The 19,039-nt window shown below is 66.8% G+C and carries 18 protein-coding genes; 10 read left to right on the top strand and 8 right to left on the bottom strand.

Annotated elements, in window-relative coordinates; translation table 11 throughout:
- Positions 1 to 251 precede the first annotated feature (251 nt).
- The 7 genes from recX (at position 252) to LDO54_RS33750 (ending at position 7,922) form a co-directional block, all read left to right on the top strand.
- On the top strand, positions 252 to 1,166 hold the full coding sequence (recX, locus tag LDO54_RS33780; protein WP_224016490.1) for a recombination regulator RecX: 915 nt from the start codon (positions 252 to 254) through the stop codon (positions 1,164 to 1,166).
- A gap of 139 nt (positions 1,167 to 1,305) precedes the next feature.
- Positions 1,306 to 1,998 carry a DUF2889 domain-containing protein gene (locus tag LDO54_RS33775; protein WP_224016487.1) on the top strand — a complete coding sequence of 231 codons (693 nt, stop codon included), beginning with the start codon at positions 1,306 to 1,308 and terminating at the stop codon, positions 1,996 to 1,998.
- A 51-nt stretch (positions 1,999 to 2,049) separates the two neighbouring features.
- Entirely contained in the window at positions 2,050 to 3,216 is a 1,167-nt protein-coding gene (sucC, locus tag LDO54_RS33770) for an ADP-forming succinate--CoA ligase subunit beta (protein WP_224016485.1), read from the top strand.
- Between the two features lie 94 nt (positions 3,217 to 3,310).
- Positions 3,311 to 4,192, top strand: a complete 882-nt coding sequence (sucD, locus tag LDO54_RS33765) for a succinate--CoA ligase subunit alpha (protein ID WP_224016483.1) — start codon at positions 3,311 to 3,313, stop codon at positions 4,190 to 4,192.
- Positions 4,193 to 4,371: 179 nt separating this feature from the next.
- Positions 4,372 to 5,082 carry a TerC family protein gene (locus tag LDO54_RS33760; RefSeq protein WP_224016480.1) on the top strand — a complete coding sequence of 237 codons (711 nt, stop codon included), beginning with the start codon at positions 4,372 to 4,374 and terminating at the stop codon, positions 5,080 to 5,082.
- A 172-nt stretch (positions 5,083 to 5,254) separates the two neighbouring features.
- Positions 5,255 to 5,890, top strand: a complete 636-nt coding sequence (locus LDO54_RS33755; RefSeq protein ID WP_224016478.1) for a pilin — start codon at positions 5,255 to 5,257, stop codon at positions 5,888 to 5,890.
- Between the two features lie 229 nt (positions 5,891 to 6,119).
- Positions 6,120 to 7,922 carry a PglL family O-oligosaccharyltransferase gene (locus LDO54_RS33750; RefSeq protein WP_224016476.1) on the top strand — a complete coding sequence of 601 codons (1,803 nt, stop codon included), beginning with the start codon at positions 6,120 to 6,122 and terminating at the stop codon, positions 7,920 to 7,922.
- Positions 7,923 to 8,061: 139 nt separating this feature from the next.
- On the opposite strand, the gene moaC is transcribed toward LDO54_RS33750, so the two are convergent.
- The gene (gene moaC, locus LDO54_RS33745; RefSeq protein WP_224016474.1) at positions 8,062 to 8,550 is read right to left on the bottom strand and encodes a cyclic pyranopterin monophosphate synthase MoaC; all 489 of its coding nucleotides are present in this window, start codon (positions 8,548 to 8,550) and stop codon (positions 8,062 to 8,064) included.
- Positions 8,551 to 8,830: 280 nt separating this feature from the next.
- Between moaC and LDO54_RS33740 the strand changes: the two genes are divergently transcribed.
- Positions 8,831 to 10,870, top strand: a complete 2,040-nt coding sequence (locus LDO54_RS33740; RefSeq protein WP_436975745.1) for a M48 family metalloprotease — start codon at positions 8,831 to 8,833, stop codon at positions 10,868 to 10,870.
- Between the two features lie 10 nt (positions 10,871 to 10,880).
- Here the strand turns inward: LDO54_RS33740 and LDO54_RS33735 are convergent, their stop codons facing one another.
- The 6 genes from LDO54_RS33735 to LDO54_RS33710 form a co-directional block, all read right to left on the bottom strand.
- Positions 10,881 to 11,507, bottom strand: a complete 627-nt coding sequence (locus tag LDO54_RS33735; protein WP_224016472.1) for a DUF2946 family protein — start codon at positions 11,505 to 11,507, stop codon at positions 10,881 to 10,883.
- Positions 11,500 to 12,615 carry a YheT family hydrolase gene (locus LDO54_RS33730; protein WP_436975744.1) on the bottom strand — a complete coding sequence of 372 codons (1,116 nt, stop codon included), beginning with the start codon at positions 12,613 to 12,615 and terminating at the stop codon, positions 11,500 to 11,502. Before LDO54_RS33730 ends, LDO54_RS33735 begins: the two co-directional genes overlap by 8 nt.
- A gap of 215 nt (positions 12,616 to 12,830) precedes the next feature.
- Positions 12,831 to 13,277, bottom strand: a complete 447-nt coding sequence (locus tag LDO54_RS33725; RefSeq protein WP_224016470.1) for a nuclear transport factor 2 family protein — start codon at positions 13,275 to 13,277, stop codon at positions 12,831 to 12,833.
- Between the two features lie 230 nt (positions 13,278 to 13,507).
- Positions 13,508 to 14,533, bottom strand: a complete 1,026-nt coding sequence (gene waaF / locus LDO54_RS33720) for a lipopolysaccharide heptosyltransferase II (RefSeq protein WP_224016467.1) — start codon at positions 14,531 to 14,533, stop codon at positions 13,508 to 13,510.
- A gap of 359 nt (positions 14,534 to 14,892) precedes the next feature.
- The gene (locus tag LDO54_RS33715) at positions 14,893 to 15,087 is read right to left on the bottom strand and encodes a zinc-finger domain-containing protein (RefSeq protein ID WP_224016465.1); all 195 of its coding nucleotides are present in this window, start codon (positions 15,085 to 15,087) and stop codon (positions 14,893 to 14,895) included.
- Positions 15,088 to 15,147: 60 nt separating this feature from the next.
- On the bottom strand, positions 15,148 to 15,309 hold the full coding sequence (locus tag LDO54_RS33710; RefSeq protein WP_224016463.1) for a hypothetical protein: 162 nt from the start codon (positions 15,307 to 15,309) through the stop codon (positions 15,148 to 15,150).
- A gap of 520 nt (positions 15,310 to 15,829) precedes the next feature.
- Between LDO54_RS33710 and LDO54_RS33705 the strand changes: the two genes are divergently transcribed.
- The gene (locus tag LDO54_RS33705) at positions 15,830 to 17,029 is read left to right on the top strand and encodes a phosphoglycerate kinase (RefSeq protein WP_224016461.1); all 1,200 of its coding nucleotides are present in this window, start codon (positions 15,830 to 15,832) and stop codon (positions 17,027 to 17,029) included.
- On the opposite strand, the gene LDO54_RS33700 is transcribed toward LDO54_RS33705, so the two are convergent.
- On the bottom strand, positions 17,026 to 17,469 hold the full coding sequence (locus LDO54_RS33700; protein WP_224016458.1) for a hypothetical protein: 444 nt from the start codon (positions 17,467 to 17,469) through the stop codon (positions 17,026 to 17,028). The genes LDO54_RS33705 and LDO54_RS33700 overlap by 4 nt on opposite strands.
- Between LDO54_RS33700 and pyk the strand changes: the two genes are divergently transcribed.
- Positions 17,468 to 18,904 carry a pyruvate kinase gene (pyk, locus tag LDO54_RS33695; RefSeq protein ID WP_224016454.1) on the top strand — a complete coding sequence of 479 codons (1,437 nt, stop codon included), beginning with the start codon at positions 17,468 to 17,470 and terminating at the stop codon, positions 18,902 to 18,904. The genes LDO54_RS33700 and pyk overlap by 2 nt on opposite strands.
- Positions 18,905 to 19,039 lie beyond the last annotated feature (135 nt).

The raw sequence follows: 19,039 nt of genomic DNA, 5'->3' as shown, positions 1-19,039 counted from the left end.
AGGCTTCGTCCTCGACTTCGAGCGAGGCGGAGATTCTGCGTGAAGCCCGCAGCGGGGCGCGGGGCGTGAATCGGCGCTCTGCTTTTCCCGGCGGCGCATCCGCTGCTTCTGCCGCCGCATCAGACGCTGCTGCTTCTGATCAGTCCGGGGTTTCGCCCCGGCGTTCGGCCCGAGTTTCATCTGGTACTACCTCGCAAAGCCGCGACGCCCATTCGGGCGATCGCGGCTTTGTGCATTCCGAGCCTCAGCTTTTGCCCCAATCCTCCACGCCCGATCTCGACGACGAAGGCGGTGCCGTGTTCGAAGTGCCGTTCGAGGCGTTCTTCGACGCGTCAGCCGATCTCGCCAGCGACGCCAGCGATACCGGCGACGCAAGTACCCGCAGCGACGCCGGCACCAACAGCGCCGCAGCATCATCGTCTTCGCCAACGCCGGCATCGACCGCCGCCAACCGCGAATCGCCACGCGCGCCTGCTCGCGCGCGTCCATCCGAATCGCGCCGCGCGCCGCCTCCCGCCACGCAGTCCTTCGCCCGCCCGTCCAGCCGACGCGACGATTTCGACGAGTACGAATCGTTCGACGCGCACGACATGGCGCGCGCCGCCGAAAAAGCGATCGAAGACGGCGGCGACGGTTACGAACGCACGTCGACGATGCGCGCGGCGCGCAAGGCCAACGCGGCATCCGCGAACCGGCAACGTCCCGAGCGCTCGCTCAAGGGCCGCGCGCTCGGCTACCTCTCGCGCCGCGAGTACAGCCGCGCGGAACTCTCGCGCAAGCTCATGGCGTTCACCGACAACGCCGATGAACTAGAGGCTTTACTCGACACGCTCGAACGCGACGGCTGGCTCTCCGACGCGCGCTTCGCCGAAAGCGTCGTCTACCGCCGCGCTGCGCGCGTTGGAGCAGGGCGCATCGTCAGCGAACTCAAACGTCATGCGGTGGGCGAAGCGCTCATCGAGGAAGTGAGCACGCAGTTGCGCGAGACGGAACTTACGCGCGCCCTCGCCGTCTGGAAGAAGAAGTACGGCCAGTTGCCCGAGACGCCCGCCGAGCGCGCGCGTCAGGCGCGTTTTCTTGCCGCGCGCGGTTTTTCGATGTCGATCATCGGCAAGATTCTCAAAGGCATCGAAGACAGCTACGAAGACGGCTTCGACGGCGAGTAGTCGGAAAATCTGTAAATTTGATCCACTTGGCTCAAAAATAGCTTAATAACCGGAGCGCATAGGGCTGGCGAGATCGGTGCTGTCTCAAATACCCGGTATGCTAAACTCGGGAAGTTTTCCAATCCGGTCTTACCAACGCATGCCGCTTCCCCCGCCAGCGCCCCGTCAGTTGCGTCATCAGCGCGCGATCAGGGCGGTCGCCTATGAGCGCGAGGACGGCCTGTGGGACATCGACGCGTGCCTGACTGACCATAAGCCACGTGACGTGCCGCTCGCATCGGGTATCCGGCCCAACGGTTTGCCGATCCATGAACTCTGGCTCCGCATCACGATCGATCGCAAGCTCAACGTCGTCGACGCTCACGCGTCGTCCGACTGGGTGCCTTACGACGGTCAGTGCCAGAACGCCAATCCCGCCTATCGGGCCCTTATCGGGCTCAATCTCCTCCAGAACTTTCGCCGCGAAGCGGGCCGGCTCCTCGCCGGCACGGCTGGCTGCACGCACCTCACCGAAATGTTGGGCGTGTTGCCGACGGCCGCTATCCAGGCGTTTGTCGGAGCAGTGTGGGATTCGTCTAGCGGTTCTCCGGGCGAAGCGTCAGGACCGGAATTCGGCAAGACCGCCGACGGCGAAGCCGCCGGCGAGAAACCGCCTTTCCAGCTCGGCCGCTGCCACGCGCTGCGGTTCGACGGCGAGACGGTCAAGCAGTTTTATCCGCGCTGGTACGGACACGTGCCGCGTTCGAAAGAGCGTGGCGCGGATGTCGCCAGCGTGCGCGAAGACCTGGGCCCGGGCCGAGAGGGCAAGGCCGACGCCGTCGCGCATGAATAACAACAGCGGAAACGAAGTTCACTCCAACTCTCAGACTGAAGGGAATCACGCATGAAGATTCACGAGTACCAGGGTAAGGAAATCCTCCGGAAATTCGGTGTCGCGGTACCGCGCGGCACGCCGGTTTTCTCGGTGGATGACGCGGTCAAGGCCGCTGAAGAGCTGGGCGGTCCGGTGTGGGTCGTCAAGGCCCAGATTCACGCGGGCGGCCGCGGCAAGGGTGGCGGTGTGAAGGTTGCCAAGACGCTGGATCAAGTGCGCGAATACGCGAACCAGATCCTCGGCATGCAACTGGTCACGCACCAGACTGGCCCGGAAGGCCAGAAGGTGAACCGTCTGCTGATCGAAGAAGGCGCCGACATCAAGCAGGAACTGTATGTCAGCCTCGTCGTCGACCGCGTCTCGCAAAAGATCGTGCTGATGGGTTCGAGTGAAGGCGGCATGGACATCGAGGAAGTCGCTGAAAAGCATCCCGAGCTGATCCATAAGGTCATCGTCGATCCGAACACGGGCCTGCTCGACGCGCAAGCCGACGACCTCGCCGCGAAGATCGGCGTGCCGGCTGCTTCGATTCCGCAAGCTCGCGTGATCCTGCAAGGCCTGTACAAGGCATTCTGGGAAACCGACGCGTCGCTGGCGGAAATCAACCCGCTGAACGTGTCGAGCAACGGCACGGTCACCGCACTCGACGCGAAGTTCAACTTCGACTCGAACGCGCTGTTCCGTCACCCGGAAATCGTCGCGTACCGCGATCTGGACGAAGAAGATCCCGCTGAAATCGAAGCGTCGAAGTTCGACCTCGCGTACATCTCGCTCGACGGCAACATCGGCTGTCTGGTGAACGGCGCGGGCCTCGCAATGGCCACGATGGACACCATCAAGCTGTTCGGCGGCGAACCGGCGAACTTCCTCGACGTGGGCGGCGGCGCGACGACCGAGAAGGTCACGGAAGCGTTCAAGCTCATGCTGACGAATCCGGGCCTGAAGGCGATCCTCGTGAACATCTTCGGCGGCATCATGCGCTGCGACGTGATCGCGGAAGGCGTGATCGCTGCGTCGAAGGCCGTTGACCTGAAGGTGCCGCTCGTCGTGCGCATGAAGGGCACGAACGAGGACCTCGGCAAGAAGATGCTGGCCGATTCGGGCCTGCCGATCATCTCGGCGGACAGCATGGAAGAGGCTGCGCAGAAGGTCGTCGCGGCTGCCGAAGGCAAGTAATTTTCACCGGATACGAATGGCGTGCGTGACGGCGCGAATTCCGCATCCGTGCGGAAGACGCGACGCAGCGCGCCAAGCGAACAGAGGTCAATACATGTCGATTCTGATCAACAAAGACACCAAGGTCATCACGCAGGGCATCACCGGCAAGACCGGTCAGTTCCACACCCGCGCCTGCCGTGAATACGCCAACGGCCGCGAAGCATTCGTCGCGGGCGTGAACCCGAAGAAGGCCGGCGAAGACTTCGAAGGCATTCCTATCTACGCGAACGTGCGTGATGCGAAGGAAGCGACCGGCGCGACCGTGTCGGTCATCTACGTGCCGCCCGCAGGCGCAGCCGCAGCGATCTGGGAAGCCGTCGAGGCCGACCTCGATCTCGCGATCTGCATCACGGAAGGCATCCCCGTCCGCGACATGATCGAAGTCAAGGACCGTATGCGCCGCGAAGGCCGCAAGACGCTGCTCCTCGGCCCGAACTGCCCCGGCACGATCACGCCGGACGAGCTGAAGATCGGCATCATGCCGGGTCACATCCACGGCAAGGGCCGCATCGGCGTCGTGTCGCGTTCGGGCACGCTGACGTACGAAGCGGTTGCCCAGCTGACGGCACTCGGCCTCGGCCAGTCGTCGGCAGTCGGTATCGGCGGCGACCCGATCAACGGTCTGAAGCACATCGACGTCATGAAGATGTTCAACGACGATCCGGATACGGACGCCGTGATCATGATCGGCGAAATCGGCGGCCCGGACGAAGCCACGGCAGCCGAGTGGATCAAGGGCAACATGAAGAAGCCGGTCGTCGGCTTCATCGCGGGCGTCACGGCGCCTCCGGGCAAGCGCATGGGCCACGCCGGCGCGCTGATCTCGGGCGGTGCGGATACGGCCGAAGCGAAGCTGGAAATCATGGACGCGTGCGGCATCAAGGTCACGCGCAACCCGTCGGAAATGGGCCGTCTGCTGAAGTCGGTGCTGTAATTTGCAGATAGCGCGGCGCCGCGCGCATCACGTATGCGCGGGGCGTCGGCGTTTTTTGCTATGCTTGCGGAATCCTTTCACGAGGTTTCCGAACAAAAGCGAGGGAGCCAGTCATGGCAGCCTCGCTTTTTTATTTGGCGCGCGTTTTTTCCGCGCGCGCAGCCTAACTTCCCGCATTCATGCTCGAGTTCTTCGCGACGCTCCACTGGGGCGCTGTCATCCAGATCATCGTCATCGACATTCTGCTCGGTGGCGACAACGCCGTCGTGATCGCGCTGGCCTGCCGCGATCTGCCGGCGCAGCAGCGCCTGCGCGGCATCCTGTGGGGCACCGTGGGCGCGATCGCGCTGCGCGTCGTGCTGATCGCGTTCGCCGTCGTGCTGCTCAACGTGCCGCTGCTCAAGTTCACGGGCGGGCTGTTGCTGCTGTGGATCGGCGTGCGCCTGCTCGCGCCGTCGCATCTCGAACACGCCGACGTGAAGCCCTCGGACAAGCTGCTGGGCGCGATCAAGACCATCATCGTCGCCGATGCGGTGATGAGCCTCGACAACGTCGTGGCCATCGCGGGCGCGGCCGAGGCCGCCGATCCGCGTCATCGCATCGCGCTCGTGATCTTCGGGCTGATGGTCAGCATTCCGCTGATTGTCTGGGGCAGCCAGCTCGTGCTGAAACTGCTCGACCGCTATCCGGTGATCGTCACGCTGGGCGCGGCGCTGCTCGGCTGGATCGCGGGCGGCCTGATCATCAACGATCCCGCCGGCGACCGCTGGCCGCTGCTCGATACGCCGGTCGCCGAATACGGCATGTGCGTGGCGGGCGCGGTGTTCGTGGTGCTGGCCGGCCATCTGCTCAGACGCCGCAACGCGCGGCGCGCGCAGGGCTCGCATTGAGCGCCTGAATGCCGGCACGCGCAGGATAGGGCGCGCTGAGTCTGACGGCACACGCCGACAGCGCCGCGCCTAAGCCATCCGGCCGACTGCCGCGCGCGAGCGCTCGCCAATACGATCGAAACGCCTGCTCACCCTCCGGTGGCAGGCGTTTCCCGTTTCAGGAGCCCTGACGATGATCGTTTCCCTGCTTGCCTCGACGGCCTTCGCGCGCAACGCGCTGGCCGCACATCGATTCGCCCCGGTCGCGCGGTTCGCGCATGTTCTACGCTTTGTCCGCTTCGTGCGCGCATGCGCCGCGCGCGGCTTCACCCTCATCGAGCTGATGATCGTGCTCGCGATCGTCGGCGTGATCGCGGCCTATGCCATTCCTGCCTATCAGGACTATCTCGCGCGCAGCCGCGTGGGCGAGGGCCTGGCGCTCGCCGCCTCGGCGCGCCTCGCGGTGGCGGAGAACGCCGCGAGCGGCAATGCCTTCGACGCGGGCTACAGCGCGCCGCCGGGCACGCGCAACGTGACGTCGGTGCTCGTGGACGACGCAACCGGGCAGATCACCGTGAGCTTCACCGCGCGTATCGCGCCCGAGGGCAGCAACACGCTCGTGCTCGTGCCATCGGTGCCGGACAACGCCGATGCGCCTACCGCGCGCGTCGCGCTCGCGCAGGGCGCGGTGCAGGGCGGCACGCTCACGTGGGAATGCTTCGCGGGCGGCAAGACGGCTTCGTCGCTCGGCGCGCCGGGTGCGGGGCCGGCGCCGGCCGATGCGGCCACGCTGCCCGCCAAGCTCGCGCCGCCGGAGTGCCGCGCGTGAGGCGTGCGCCGGTGAGGCTATGATGTGAGCCCTTCACGTGAGCAGCGCGCCTGAGCCCGATGCGCGAGCGAGGCGCATGAACAAAATGCACCAAGCCCGCGCAAAAACGGCAGCTGAGCGGCAACTGAACGGAAGCTGGCGAGTGTGCGGGCGGCATTTGCTTCGCCGCCGCCCGCACAGGGACGGAAAAGTTTTGTATAGTGCGCCGTTGCTGACGCCCCCGATCCCCATGCCTTCTCCATTTGCGCGCTACCTTACGTTCGTCTTGCTGGCTCTTGCGTTGACGCTGCCTTATGCGGTCGTCAACCACACCTATCCGATCCCGACGTTCTACGCCGAATTCACCGCGCTGGCGCTCTACCTGCTGGTGGGCGCGGGCGTCTGGATGCTGGTGCGCTCCGCGCGGCCTGTCGTCGACTTTGCAGTGCCCGCGGTCGCGCTGGTGCCGTTCGGCTTCGGCTTGCTGCTCGTCGTGCAGACCGCGGTGCTGCACGTCGCGCAGCCGTCGATGAACTGGCTCGGCGCCGGTTATCTGCTGGCGGCCTTGATGGCCGTGCTCGCCGGTTACGGCATCGCCCGCGTCGGGCTCGTGCGCACCGCCGTGGTGTGGGGTTCGTGGGCGCTCGTGATCGGCGGCCTGTTTTCGGTGTTCTGCCAGGTCATCCAGTTGCTGCATCTGGAAACCAAGGTCACGCCGCTCGTCGTCGCCTATAACGTGCAGTTCCAGCGCCGGCCGTTCGGCAATATGGCGCAGGCGAACCACCTCGCCACCTACATCGCCTTCGCGATGGCGGCGGCGCTCTATCTCGTGCAGACGCGCCGTCTGAACGTGCTGCTCTGGGGCGTGCTGTCGGCGATCTATGCGGGCGGCCTCGCGCTCACCGTGTCGCGCGGACCGTGGCTGCAGATGGCGGTGATCGTCGTGGCGGGGCTCTGGATGGCATTGTCGGCGTCGCGCGGCGTGCGCGCCGAAGACGGCGCGGCGAGCATGAAGGGCGGGGCGCGCGCGTGGATCGTGCCGGTGGTGCTGGCGGTGATCTTCTTCGGCATGAACGCGTTCGTGCGCTGGGCCAACGTGCACTATCAGCTTCAGCTCGACCAGTCGGCCGCCGACCGCATGAAGGACGCGAGCCAGATCGCGCCGCGCCTCGCGCTGTGGCACTACGGTCTTGCGATGTTCAAGGCGCATCCGCTGCTGGGCGTGGGCTGGGGCGATTTCCCGATCCACCAGTTCGAACTCGCGCGCACGCTCGGCGGCGTCGAGATCGCCAACAACTCGCACGATATCTTCATCGACCTGCTGGCCAAGACCGGCGTGGTCGGCTGCGGGATCGTCGTGATCGGGCTGCTCGCGTGGTTCGTGCGCTCGCTGCTCGCGCCGCATACGCCGGAGCGCATCTTCGGCTTCATGCTGATCGGCGCGCTCGTCATGCACGCGCTCGTCGAATATCCGCAGCAGTACATGTTCTTCCTGCTGCCCGCGATGTTCGTGTTCGGCCTGTTCGACACGAAGCGGCTGCGCATCGTGCCGCCGACGCTCGTGATGGGCGTGTACGCAGTGGTGGTGTTCGGCGGTATCGCGTCGCTGTGGCCGGTGATGCGCGACTACAACCGCGCCGAAGTGCTTTACTACGGCTCGCATCCGGCGCAGCAATACGCCGATGAACCGTCGTTGCTGTTCAGCGCGTGGGGCGACTACGGCATGGCCACGCTGATGCCGATGAACGCCGCCAATCTGCCCGCCAAGCTCGCCGCGCATCAGCGCGCGATTGCGCTGCTGCCGGGCGAAACGGTGCTGCGCCGCTATGCGGTGCTGCAGGCGCTCGACGGCAATACGGAAGGCGCGTTCGACACGGTCGAGCGCCTGAAGATTTTCGCGCAGGAACTGCACGACTGGCCGACGCAGCTCGCGGCGCTCTACAGCCTCTGCGAGAACGAGCCCACGCTCGACGGCTTCAAGGCCGATCTGCTGAAGAAGTACGGCAAGCCGCCGGCGTCCGCCGAAGAGGATGACGACGATTCGGACGATTAATCGACTGGATCGACAGCGGGAGTGAAAAACGGCGAACCGAGGTTCGCCGTTTTTTTTCGTGCGGATTTGTGCGCTATGGCTTTGGCTTCGGCTTTGGCCCGCGCCAAACAGGTTCCGCGTGAATCGGCGGATCAGCGGATCAGCGCGTCAGCGGTTCCGCGACCCAATCCCCCGACTTGCCGCCGTGCTTCTCCATTACGCGCACATCGGTGATCGTCATGCCGCGATCGACGGCCTTGCACATGTCGTAGACCGTCAGCAGACCGACCTGAACGGCGGTCAGCGCTTCCATTTCCACGCCGGTGCGGCCGAAGGTTTCGACCTGCGCCGTGCAGTGCACGCCGGGCAGCGTCTCGTCGAGCGCGAAATCCACCTTGACGCGCGTGATCGCGAGCGGATGGCACAGCGGAATCAGATCGGCAGTGCGCTTCGCACCCTGGATCGCGGCGATGCGCGCAACGCCGATCACGTCGCCCTTTTTGGCGTTGCCGTCGCGCACGAGTGCGAACGTCGCGGGCAGCATGCGGATCGTGCCGCTGGCCACGGCGATGCGTTGGGTTTCGGCCTTGCCGCCGACGTCGACCATGTGTGCGTCGCCTGCGGCGTCGAAATGCGTGAGTTCGGGCATGGTGGGCTCCTGGCTGAATGGCGCCGACGACGTGCGCCGACGCGGCTTGCCGATAATGTGCGCTAAAACGCAAACTCAGTCGCGCACGCAGACGTGCGCGCGAGAAGGGCGCCTATCTTAGCAGCGCGGGCGCAGCATGATGCGCCACCATGAAAGCGGCTTCGAGGGCGGGATCGCGCGCCGTGCCGGGCGACTGCCGGGCTACAATCGGCGCGTGGCTGGCTGCCGCGCCAGCGTCCGCTTTGCGATTTGCTCGACTTGCTCTGCGTTCCCGACATCGATGCCCCTGAAACGGCTCCTTGCTGTCTGGTTGTGCGTCTCGCTTGCGGTCCCGCCGCAGGTGTCGGCGTCGGGTGCGCAAGCGTCGGCGACGAACACGGCAAACACGACAAGCGTGGCGAACGCGACAAACGCGCCGCCTCCCGCCGCCGTGCTCGATCTGCGCGCAGCCGATCTCGCGCGTTCCACCGCGCCCGCCACGTCCACCACGCCCGCCGGTACTTCCCTTGCTGCCAACGCTTCGGGCGCATCCTCGCCATCGACATCGCACGCCTTAAGCAACGTCACGCTCGCGCCCAACGCGCCGGCGCTCGTCAACGGCCCGCTCGACGAGGTCGGCGACGTCGCCTTGCCGGCCTCCATCGCGCAAGGCGTCTTCGGCACCTACGGCGGCGCGCAGTCGCGTCTGGGCGAAGTCGAATCCGCGCATCCGCTGGGCGCGGGCGTCTACGGCGGTTCCGGTGCGCGCGCGAGCGCCTGGGTGCCGCAATTGCCTGACCTCGGCGACGGCTCGGGCGGCACGCTCACGCCGCAAGCCGAGCGGCGCGTCGGCCTGCGCGTCATGCGCGACATCCGGCGCGACCCCGACTACATCGGCGACTGGCTGGTGCTCGACTATCTGAACGCGGTCGCGGAGCGGCTCGCGGCGTCGGCGTCGGCGCAGTTCATCGGCGCCTATCGGCCCGACTTCGAGATCTTCGCGATGCGCGATTACCAGATCAACGCGTTCTCGCTGCCGGGCGGTTTCATCGGCGTGAACTCGGGCTTGATCATCGCGACGCAGACCGAGTCCGAGCTGGCTTCCGTGCTCGGCCACGAGATGGGGCACGTGTTGCAGCGGCACATCGCGCGCATGCTCACGCAGAGCGAGCACAGCGGCTACGCGGCGCTCGCGGGCGTGCTGCTCGGCATTCTCGCGGGCGTGCTCGCGCATAGCGGCGACCTCGGCAGCGCGATCGCGCTCGGCGGCCAGGCCTACGCCGTCGACAGCCAGTTGCGTTTTTCGCGCGCGGCCGAGCACGAGGCGGACCGCGTCGGTTTTCAGCTGCTCGCGGGCGCGGGCTACGACCCGTGGGGCATGGTGGCGTTCTTCGAGCGGCTCGAACGCGGGTCGATGGGCGACGCGGGCGTGCCCGCCTACGCGCGCACCCATCCGCTGACCGGCGAGCGCATCGCCGACATGCAGGAGCGCGCGCGCCGCGCGGCCTATCGTCAGCCGCACCAGGCGCCCGAATACGGTTTCGTGCGGGCGCGCGTGCGCGTGCTGCAGAACCGCTCGCGTCACGAGTATCTCGATGAAATCACGCGTCTGCGTGCCGAAATCGACGACCGTACGGCGCTCAACGTGGCCGCGAACTGGTACGGGATCGCGGTCGCGCAGTCGCTGCTGGAAAACTACGACGATGCGGCCCAGTCTCTCGCCACGGCGCGCGCGGCGTTCGCCCGCTTCGAGGCCGCCGACGATGGCGAGCGTGGCCGGGCGAGTAGTTTGGTGAGCGGCTCGGCGACTCGCGCGACGACTGGCGCGACGACTCGCTCGGGGAATGTCACCGCGGCTGGCGGCAAGACATCCGCCAAATCGCGCAGCACGCCGAGTCTCGACGTGCTCGCCGCCGAGATCGCGCGCCGCGCGGGCCGCGCCGACGACGCGATCCGCCTCGCGCAGGACGCCCATGCCGCATGGCCCGCGTCGCACGCGGCCACCGACGGCTTGCTCCAGGCGCTGCTCGCGGCGCGGCGATTCAAGGAAGCGCAGACGCTCGCGCGCGACGCAACGCAAGGCGAGCCGCGTCAGCCCGCGTGGTGGCAGTACCTCGCGCAGGCGAGCGCGGGCTGTGGCGATGCGCTGACGCAGCGCCGCGCGCTGGCCGAGAAGTTCGCGCTCGACGGCGCGTGGCCATCGGCGATCCGGCAGCTGAAGGAGGCGCGCGACATGAAATCGGTGGGCTTCTACGATCTGTCGACGATCGACGCGCGCCTGCACGACTTCGAGGCGCGCTACAAGCAGGAGCGGGCGGAGGAGAAGGACAGCAAGATCTGAGCGCCCGGGCTTAGCGCGCGGTGTTTGTGGCCTTCGCGGCTTTTTCCGCGTGCTCGGGACTGGGCACGAAGGCGAAGCGCGACGGCACGTCGGCGCGCGCGAGGGTTTGCAGCGGCAGCGGCGCATCGGCGCGCCAGTGGAAGGTGCCGCTCTGGCCGTCGTCGGCGAGCGTCGCGTGTTCGGCGAACAGGCCGAGATCGTGATCGTGCAGCAGCGCCACGCGCGGCACGTGGCCCAGGCCGCCCGCATCGGCGAACAGCACGCTGCCGCTTTCGTCGATGAACGCCGCCACCGGCTCGAACGCATGGCCGGTGTGATCGGTGAGCGTGAGTGCGCCATCCACGCCATCCGCGCTGGGCACATTCGCGAGGCGCACGACCCACGGCGCGTATTCGAGCTCGACGTAGACGCATTGCGGGCCGTTCTGGAAGAACCACTGGCCCTGGTCGTCGCGCTCGTAATTGCGGTTGATGAAGGCGATCAGCGCTTCGTGGCGGATCGGCGTGCCGGGCGCGCCGGCGGCCTGATCGGCCTCGTCGCGCAGACGCCAGTGGCCGCGCGCATCGAGGCGCAGCCAGCCGGTGCAGCTGGGAACGTTGGGCCAGCGCGCGAGCGCCTGTTTGACGATGTCATCCATAAATGCGGGAGCCTGACTGCGAGATTGACGGCGAGGTTGGCAGAAACGGCGAGAGATAGCCGGTCACGCGCTGCGCGAGCCACTCGCTGCGGCCGGGAAACGGCCCCGTCATGAAGCCGACGTGGCCGCCGCGTTCGGGCTGTTCGAGTTCGACGGCGTCGCTGACCTCGTGGCGCGCGGGCAGCACGTGGCCGGGCAGGAACGGGTCGTTGCGCGCGTTGAGCAGCAGCGTCGGCACGGTGATTTCGCCGAGCTTCGGGCGCACCGTCGCCTGGGTCCAGTAGTCGTGCGCGTCGCGAAAGCCGTGCAGCGGCGCGGTGACCACGTTGTCGAATTCGTACATGTTGCGGCAGGCGAGCACGGCATCGGCATCGAACAGGCCCGGAAACTGGTCGAGCTTCTGCAGCGATTTCACCTTGAGCGTCTTGAGGAAGCTGCGCGTGTAGATGAGGCCGAAGCCGCTCGCGAGCATCTTGCCGCCCGCGTGCACATCGAGCGGCGCGGAGATCGCGGCGGCCGCGCGAACGACGCGCCGCGCGTCCTCGCGCTGCTGGGCGAGCCAGTGCAGCAGCACGTTGCCGCCGAGCGAGACGCCCGCCGCCACGAGCGGTCCCGTGTGGCGCGCGGCGAGGCGGCGCAGGACCCAGTCGACTTCGGCGGCGTCGGCGAGATGGTAGAAGCGCGGCAGCAGGTTCATCGGCCCGCTGCAGCTGCGAAAATGCGGGATCACGGCGTGCCAGCCGAGCGCGTGGGCCTCGGCCGCGAGCGCGCGCGCGTAATGCGAGCCGGAGCCGCCTTCGAGGCCGTGGAACAGCACGAAAAGCGGGGCGTTGGCGCGGGCGTCGGCGGGCGCGTCGAACCAGTCGAGTTCGATGAAGTCGCCGTCGGGCGTGTCCCAGCGCTCGCGCCGATAAGCCGGCGTGGGCAGGCGCGAGAACAGCGCGGGGATGATGGTTTCGATATGCGGGCCCGCGAGCCAGAACGGCGCACGGTAACTGGAGGGAAAGGAGCCGGGCGCACCGCGCGCGTCCGACATGCCGTCAAGGGCTGTGACGGCCGCCTTGCTGGCCGCGTCGTAGTTCGCCGCTTCATCGCCGGTCGTGCTCATGGCCTTCCCCTTCTTTCGACTGCTGCTTTCTTTCGTCGCTTCTTTGCCGCTTCTTTGCTGCTTTTGTCTGTTTATCTGGCTGACCTGCCGGTCGTGACGCCGGTTGTCGTTCAAGCCGCGCGTTGCTTCGCGTGGGTGATCCGCTTCGCTTCAACCACGCCCAACTCAATCCACCGCGCCACCAGGCTGTCCTGGCCTGTCCCGGCCTGTCCGCGTCAGTGCAGCGCGCCCTGGCCGTGGCGCAGTTTCGCGGAGAACTGGCTGGCGGCGTCGTCGGGCATACGGCTCGCGTGAATGTGCGCGATGCGCCACTCGCCGCGTTCATGAACCATCACGTAGGTCGTGAAGACCATCGCCGGGATCGCATTCGGATCGACCGGCCGATGTGCTTCCACGATCGCGTAGACCACCGTGCCCAGGCTGTCGTAGACGCGGATGTCGAGCGGTTCGATCGACACCGGCGCGGCTTCGAGCTCCGTCGCGAGGCCCGCGCGGATGTCCGGCAGACCGTGCAGATGCGCGCCCTCGGCGGTGATGCAGCTGACGAATTCCTCGTCGATCCACAGGCCCATCAACGCGTCGATGTTGACCTCAGCGACGGCCTGATAGTAGGCGTTGAGAGTGTCCGCGGCGGCTTCGAAGATGTGGGCAAAACGTGGCATGGCTCGTTGATCTGATGCGCTTCACGCGCGGGTTGGCGTTGGCTTCGACGCGCCGCGCGCGCCGTTTCGTGTCGCAGCCGCGAGCATGCGGCCCTCGCGAGGCAGGCCTGTGACGCGCTGCGCCGGCGCGATACCTGAATTGGGCGCGCCGGCAGGGCGCGGCGTCGGTGGCGTGCCGCACACACGCGCTCGCGTTGCGCAGGTGGCGAACGCGGCGCGCGGTACGGCGTTCAGCGCTGGGCGACCAGCATGCCGCGCAAATCGTCGAAGACCTGTTCGGGGCTCAGTTCGCGCAGGCAGTTCAGATGCCCGAGCGGACACTCGCGCGCAAAGCAGGGGCTGCAATCGAGATGCAGCCATTGTACCTTTGCAAGCTCGGACAAGGGCGGCGTGTGGCGCGGATCCGTCGAACCGTAGATCGCCACCAGCGGGCGGCGCAGCGCGGCGGCCACGTGCATCAGACCCGAATCGTTGGTGACCACGGCGCTCGCGCGCGAGATCAGCGCGCAGGCCTCGCCGAGCGCCGTCTGGCCGCACAGATTGCGGACATTCGGCGCCTGGTCGGCGATCGCCTGGGCGAGCGGCGAGTCCTTGGGCGACCCGAGCGCGATGATCTGCGTGTACGGGAACGACTGGCCCACCATGCGCGCGAGCGCCGCGAAATGCTCGGGCGGCCAGCGCTTGGCGGGGCCGAATTCCGCGCCGGGGCAGAACACCAGCAGCGGCACGCGCGTATCCAGATTGAAGCGCGCGGAGACCCGCGAGGCTTCGTTCGGATCCGACTCCAGACGCGGCAGCGGCAGGTCGTCGGGCGGATTCGCGCCGGGCGCGTAGGCGAGCGCCGCGTAGTGCTTGACCATCGGCGGACGCGTGTCCTTGGGCGGATTCGCGTGGCGCACGTTCAGCAGGCCATAGCGGCTCTCGCCCGTGTAGCCGATGCGCAGCGGAATGCTGGCGAGCCACGGGATCAGCGCGGATTTGAGCGAATTCGGCAGCACATAGACGGCGTCGTAGCGCTCGGCGCGCAGATCGCCCGCGAGCTGCCAGCGGCGCAGCAGTTGCAGCTTGCCGTGGGCGAGGTCGGTGGCGTAGACGTCGCGGATCTCGGGCATGCGCTCGAGAACGGGCGCAACCCAGGTAGGCGCAAGCGCATCGATCTGAATGCGCGGATGCAGTTTTACGAGCCGCGAAAAAAGCGGCTGCGCCATCAGTGCGTCACCGATCCAGTTCGGTGCGATTACCAGCGCGCGGCGCATCGGGAGTCAGGGTCCAGGAATTACAAAGGCTGCGAGCGCGGGCCGTGCGGATCGAAATCGGCAAACAGGCCAGGCGCGCGTAGCGCGGTTAAAAAAACGACGCGTCGAGCGCGTCGATGAGTGTGAACGCCGGCACGCCTGGGCACGCCGCAAGGGCGCGCGGGGCGGTCAGGCTTCATTGTGCGATAAGACGGGGGCTGGCGGCGAGCGGTGCCGGATCGCCGGGCCAATCGCGATGAAGCCGCGCGGAGGTCGCCGAGGGATGCCGCGGCAAAACCGCGAGGAATCCCAAACGTCGGCCGCGTGCGTCAAGGCGAACGCGGCCCGAGCCGCGTCAGCGCCGCCAGAATGCGCCGGCCTCAGTGGCCGTGCACGACCTCGCCGTCCTTCAGCTTGTAGCGCGTGCTGCAATACGGGCACTTCGCTTCGCCATGCGTGACGTCGATAAAGACGCGCGGATGATTGCTCCAGCGCGGCATCGACGGATTCGGGCAATAGGCCGGCAGGTCCTTGGCTTTCAGCTCGACCAGCGGCATTTCCTTGAGTTCGCTCATGAGGATGATTCTCTGTGTAGCAGTGGGGGCGCGGGTTCGTGGGGATCTGGCGCGAAACCGTCAGACCTGCGCGAGCCCGTGCGCGTAATTCTCGTTCTTGCCGGAAACCCCGTCGAAGCACGCCGGCTGTAACCCGATCACAACCCGATCGCCATCTGATCGCAGCGTCTCGATCGCGGTTATGCCTATGCCGCGCGCCAGCGTGATGACCGTGTCGCGCACCGTGCTCCGCGCGCACGAGGCAGGCGGGAGGCAAAGAGATTTATTTTAACGTCATTTGACGCCCTCCAGCGCGGCCGCGGGCGCTTGCGACGGGCTTTCGGCGCGATGTCGCCCCGGTTTCAGCCGGGATTGGCGAAAGATCCGAACAATATTGCGCGAAGAAATTCATTCGACGGCGAATGTTGCGTCGCAGCATCCGCCGATGCCTTGCGTGCTCTGCCAATGCGCGGACCCGTCCGCCATGACGGCGCGCTCAGCGTTCTCCCAAATACGCGAGATTCGCCGATGCACGTCCCGGATCATCCTGGCTATCGGCTAAAATACCGATCTCGCAATTCGATGCCGGCTCGCGCCGAGCGCCGAGCAAGCGACCCGCGGCGGCGCCTGGAGACGGCAGCCGCGCGGATCCCGCGCCGCGCCCGTCGCGCCTTAGCCGCCTGGCTGCCCGAAGCAGCGTTTCGGCGGCCCGCGGACCTGCATCGTCTTGTCACCGCCTTCCCACCATCAAGATGACATGTCCATGAACAAGGTTCTGCGTCTTTCCGATCTGATCTCCGAAGGCAAGCTCAAGGGCAAGCGGGTGTTCATCCGCGCCGACCTGAACGTGCCGCAGGACGACCACGGCAACATCACCGAAGACACCCGCGTGCGCGCCTCCGTGCCGGCCATCAAGGCCGCGCTGGATGCGGGCGCCGCCGTCATGGTCACGTCCCACCTGGGCCGCCCGACCGAAGGCGAATTCAAGCCCGAAGACTCGCTCGCGCCGGTCGCGAAGCGTCTGGCCGAACTGCTCGGCCGCGACGTGCCGCTGGTCGCGAACTGGGTTGAAAACGGCGTGAACGTCGAGCCGGGCAACGTCGTGCTGCTCGAAAACTGCCGCGTCAACAAGGGCGAAAAGAAGAATTCGGACGAGCTGTCGCAAACGATGGCGAAGCTCTGCGATATCTACGTGAACGACGCGTTCGGCACCGCGCACCGCGCCGAAGCGACCACCTACGGCATCGCGAAGTACGCGGGCATCGCCTGCGCCGGCCCGCTGCTGGCCGCCGAACTCGATGCGCTCGGCAAGGCGCTCGGCGCGCCCAAGCGCCCGCTGGTGGCGATCGTCGCCGGTTCGAAGGTCTCGACCAAGCTCACCATCCTCAAGTCGCTGGCCGACAAGGTCGATCAGCTGATCGTCGGCGGCGGCATCGCCAACACGTTCATGCTGGCCGCGGGCCTGAAGATCGGCAAGTCGCTGGCCGAAGTCGATCTCCTCGACGACGCCAGGGCGATCATCGACGCCGCGCGCGCCCGTGGCGCCTCGGTGCCGATCCCGACCGACGTCGTGACGGCCAAGGAATTCTCGCCGACGGCCAAGGCCGAAACGAAGAACGTGGCGGATGTCGCCGACGACGACATGATCCTCGACATCGGCCCGGTCACGGCCAATGCGCTCGCCGCGCAGCTCGCGCAGGCCGGCACGATCGTCTGGAACGGCCCGGTCGGCGTGTTCGAGTTCGACCAGTTCGGCAATGGCACGAAGACGCTCGCGGACGCCATCGCCAGCTCGGGCGCGTTCTCGATCGCCGGCGGCGGCGACACGCTTGCGGCCATCGCGAAGTACAACATCGCCGACAAGGTCAGCTATATCTCGACCGGCGGCGGCGCCTTCCTCGAATTCCTGGAAGGCAAGAAGCTGCCGGCGGTGGAAGTGCTCGAAACCCGGGCGGCCGGCTAAATGGCGCCGCGCGCCCCGGCCGGGAAGGCCACCAACAAGCTTCCTCGTGCCAACGCGCAGAAGCCGCGCGTGGCAACCGGGGCCGCCGCCAGGCAGAAACCGACGAAAGCGGGGGGCACGCCCCTCGCAGGCACGGTGCGGGCGGGCGCGACGCCCGCAGCCGATGCCGCTCTTGAACCGACGTCAGCGCCGACCGCTGAATCGCGCGCGACGCCGGTGAGCGAACCGAATTCCCCCGCCGGACGCACAGCCACGTCCGCCGGGCAAACCAACATGAATCGCGCCGCCACCGTCATCCAGACGGCAGCGGCGTCCTCCAAGAAAGCGACGCCGGCCATGACCGGTGCGCGTTCCGGCGCGTCCGCCTCTGCGGCGCAGCCGGCCAGCCCTTCTCGCAGCAACGGTTTTCCCAGCGATCCTTTCCAGACGAGGAGACTCATGCATCGCGCCACCAAGATTGTCGCCACCATCGGTCCGGCTTCCAGCACGCCGGACATCCTGCTGAAAATGATCCGCGCAGGATTGGACGTGGTGCGCCTCAACTTCTCGCACGGCACGGCCGACGACCACCGTCAGCGTGCCGAAACCGTGCGGGAGTGCGCCCGTCAGGCCGGCCGTGAAGTCGCGATCATGGCCGATCTGCAAGGCCCGAAGATTCGCGTCGGCAAGTTCGAGAACGGCAAGACGACGCTCGAGCCGGGTCAGCCCTTCATCCTCGACGCCGAGTGCGAACTCGGCAACGACGAGCGTGTCGGTCTCGACTACAAAGACCTGCCGCGCGACCTGAAGCCGGGCGACGTGCTGCTGCTCAACGACGGCCTGATCGTGCTCGATGTCGCGCGCGTGATCGGCAGCGAGATCCACACGATCGTGAAGATCGGCGGCGACCTGTCGAACAACAAGGGCATCAACCGCCAGGGCGGCGGCCTCACGGCGCCCGCGCTGACGGCGAAGGACATGGAAGATATCCGCACGGCGATGTCGCTGGCCGTGGATTTCGTCGCCGTGTCGTTCCCGAAGAACGCCACCGACATGGAAATGGCGCGCCAGCTCGCGAATATCGCGGGTGCGCCCTACGGCGTGAAGCCGAAGATGATCGCGAAGATCGAGCGCGCCGAAGCCATTCCGGCGCTGCAGGAGATTCTCGATTCGTCGGACGGCATCATGGTCGCGCGCGGCGACCTGGCCGTGGAAGTCGGTAACGCCGCGGTGCCGGCGCTGCAAAAGCGCATGATCCGCATGGCGCGCGAGTCGAACAAACTCGTGATCACGGCTACGCAGATGATGGAGTCGATGATCCACGCGCCGGTGCCCACGCGCGCCGAAGTCTCGGACGTCGCCAACGCCGTGCTCGACGGCACCGATGCGGTGATGCTCTCGGCCGAATCGGCGGCGGGCAAGTATCCGGTGCAGACCATCGAAACGATGGCCGCGATCTGTCTGGAAGCCGAGAAGTCCGAACACAGCGAGCTGGACAAGGATTTCCTCGACCGCACCTTCACGCGCATCGACCAGTCGATCGCCATGGGCGCGCTGTTCACGGCCTACCATCTGGGCGCGAAAGCCATCGTCGCGCTCACGGAATCGGGCTCGACCGCGCTCTGGATGTCACGTCACTGGACCCATGTGCCGATCTTCGCGCTCACGCCGCGCGTGGGCAGCGAGCGCGCGATGTCGCTCTACCGTAACGTCACGCCGCTGCATCTGGACACCAGCAGCGACCGCGACACGGCGCTCCAGCAGGCGATCGAAGTGGTCGTCAGCAAGGGTTACGCGTCGCGCGGCGACATGGTCGTGCTGACGGTCGGCGAGCCGATGGGCCAGCCGGGCGGCACGAACACGCTGAAGATCGTTCGCGTCGGCGACGTGCTGTAAATCCGCCGCGATTTTTTTCGCTTTATTTTCGAGACTGCGCGCTTTTCGGCGGTTTTTTGCCGGTTTTGGCCGATCCGGCGCGCGTCTCGAAGCGCGAAAAATAAAAAATTCCGGCGTGCGCCGACTGGTATCACA

This window comes from Paraburkholderia tropica (assembly GCF_914484835.1).
In the GTDB taxonomy this organism is placed as follows: domain Bacteria; phylum Pseudomonadota; class Gammaproteobacteria; order Burkholderiales; family Burkholderiaceae; genus Paraburkholderia; species Paraburkholderia tropica_A.
This window is presented reverse-complemented; position numbering and strand designations above follow the sequence as displayed.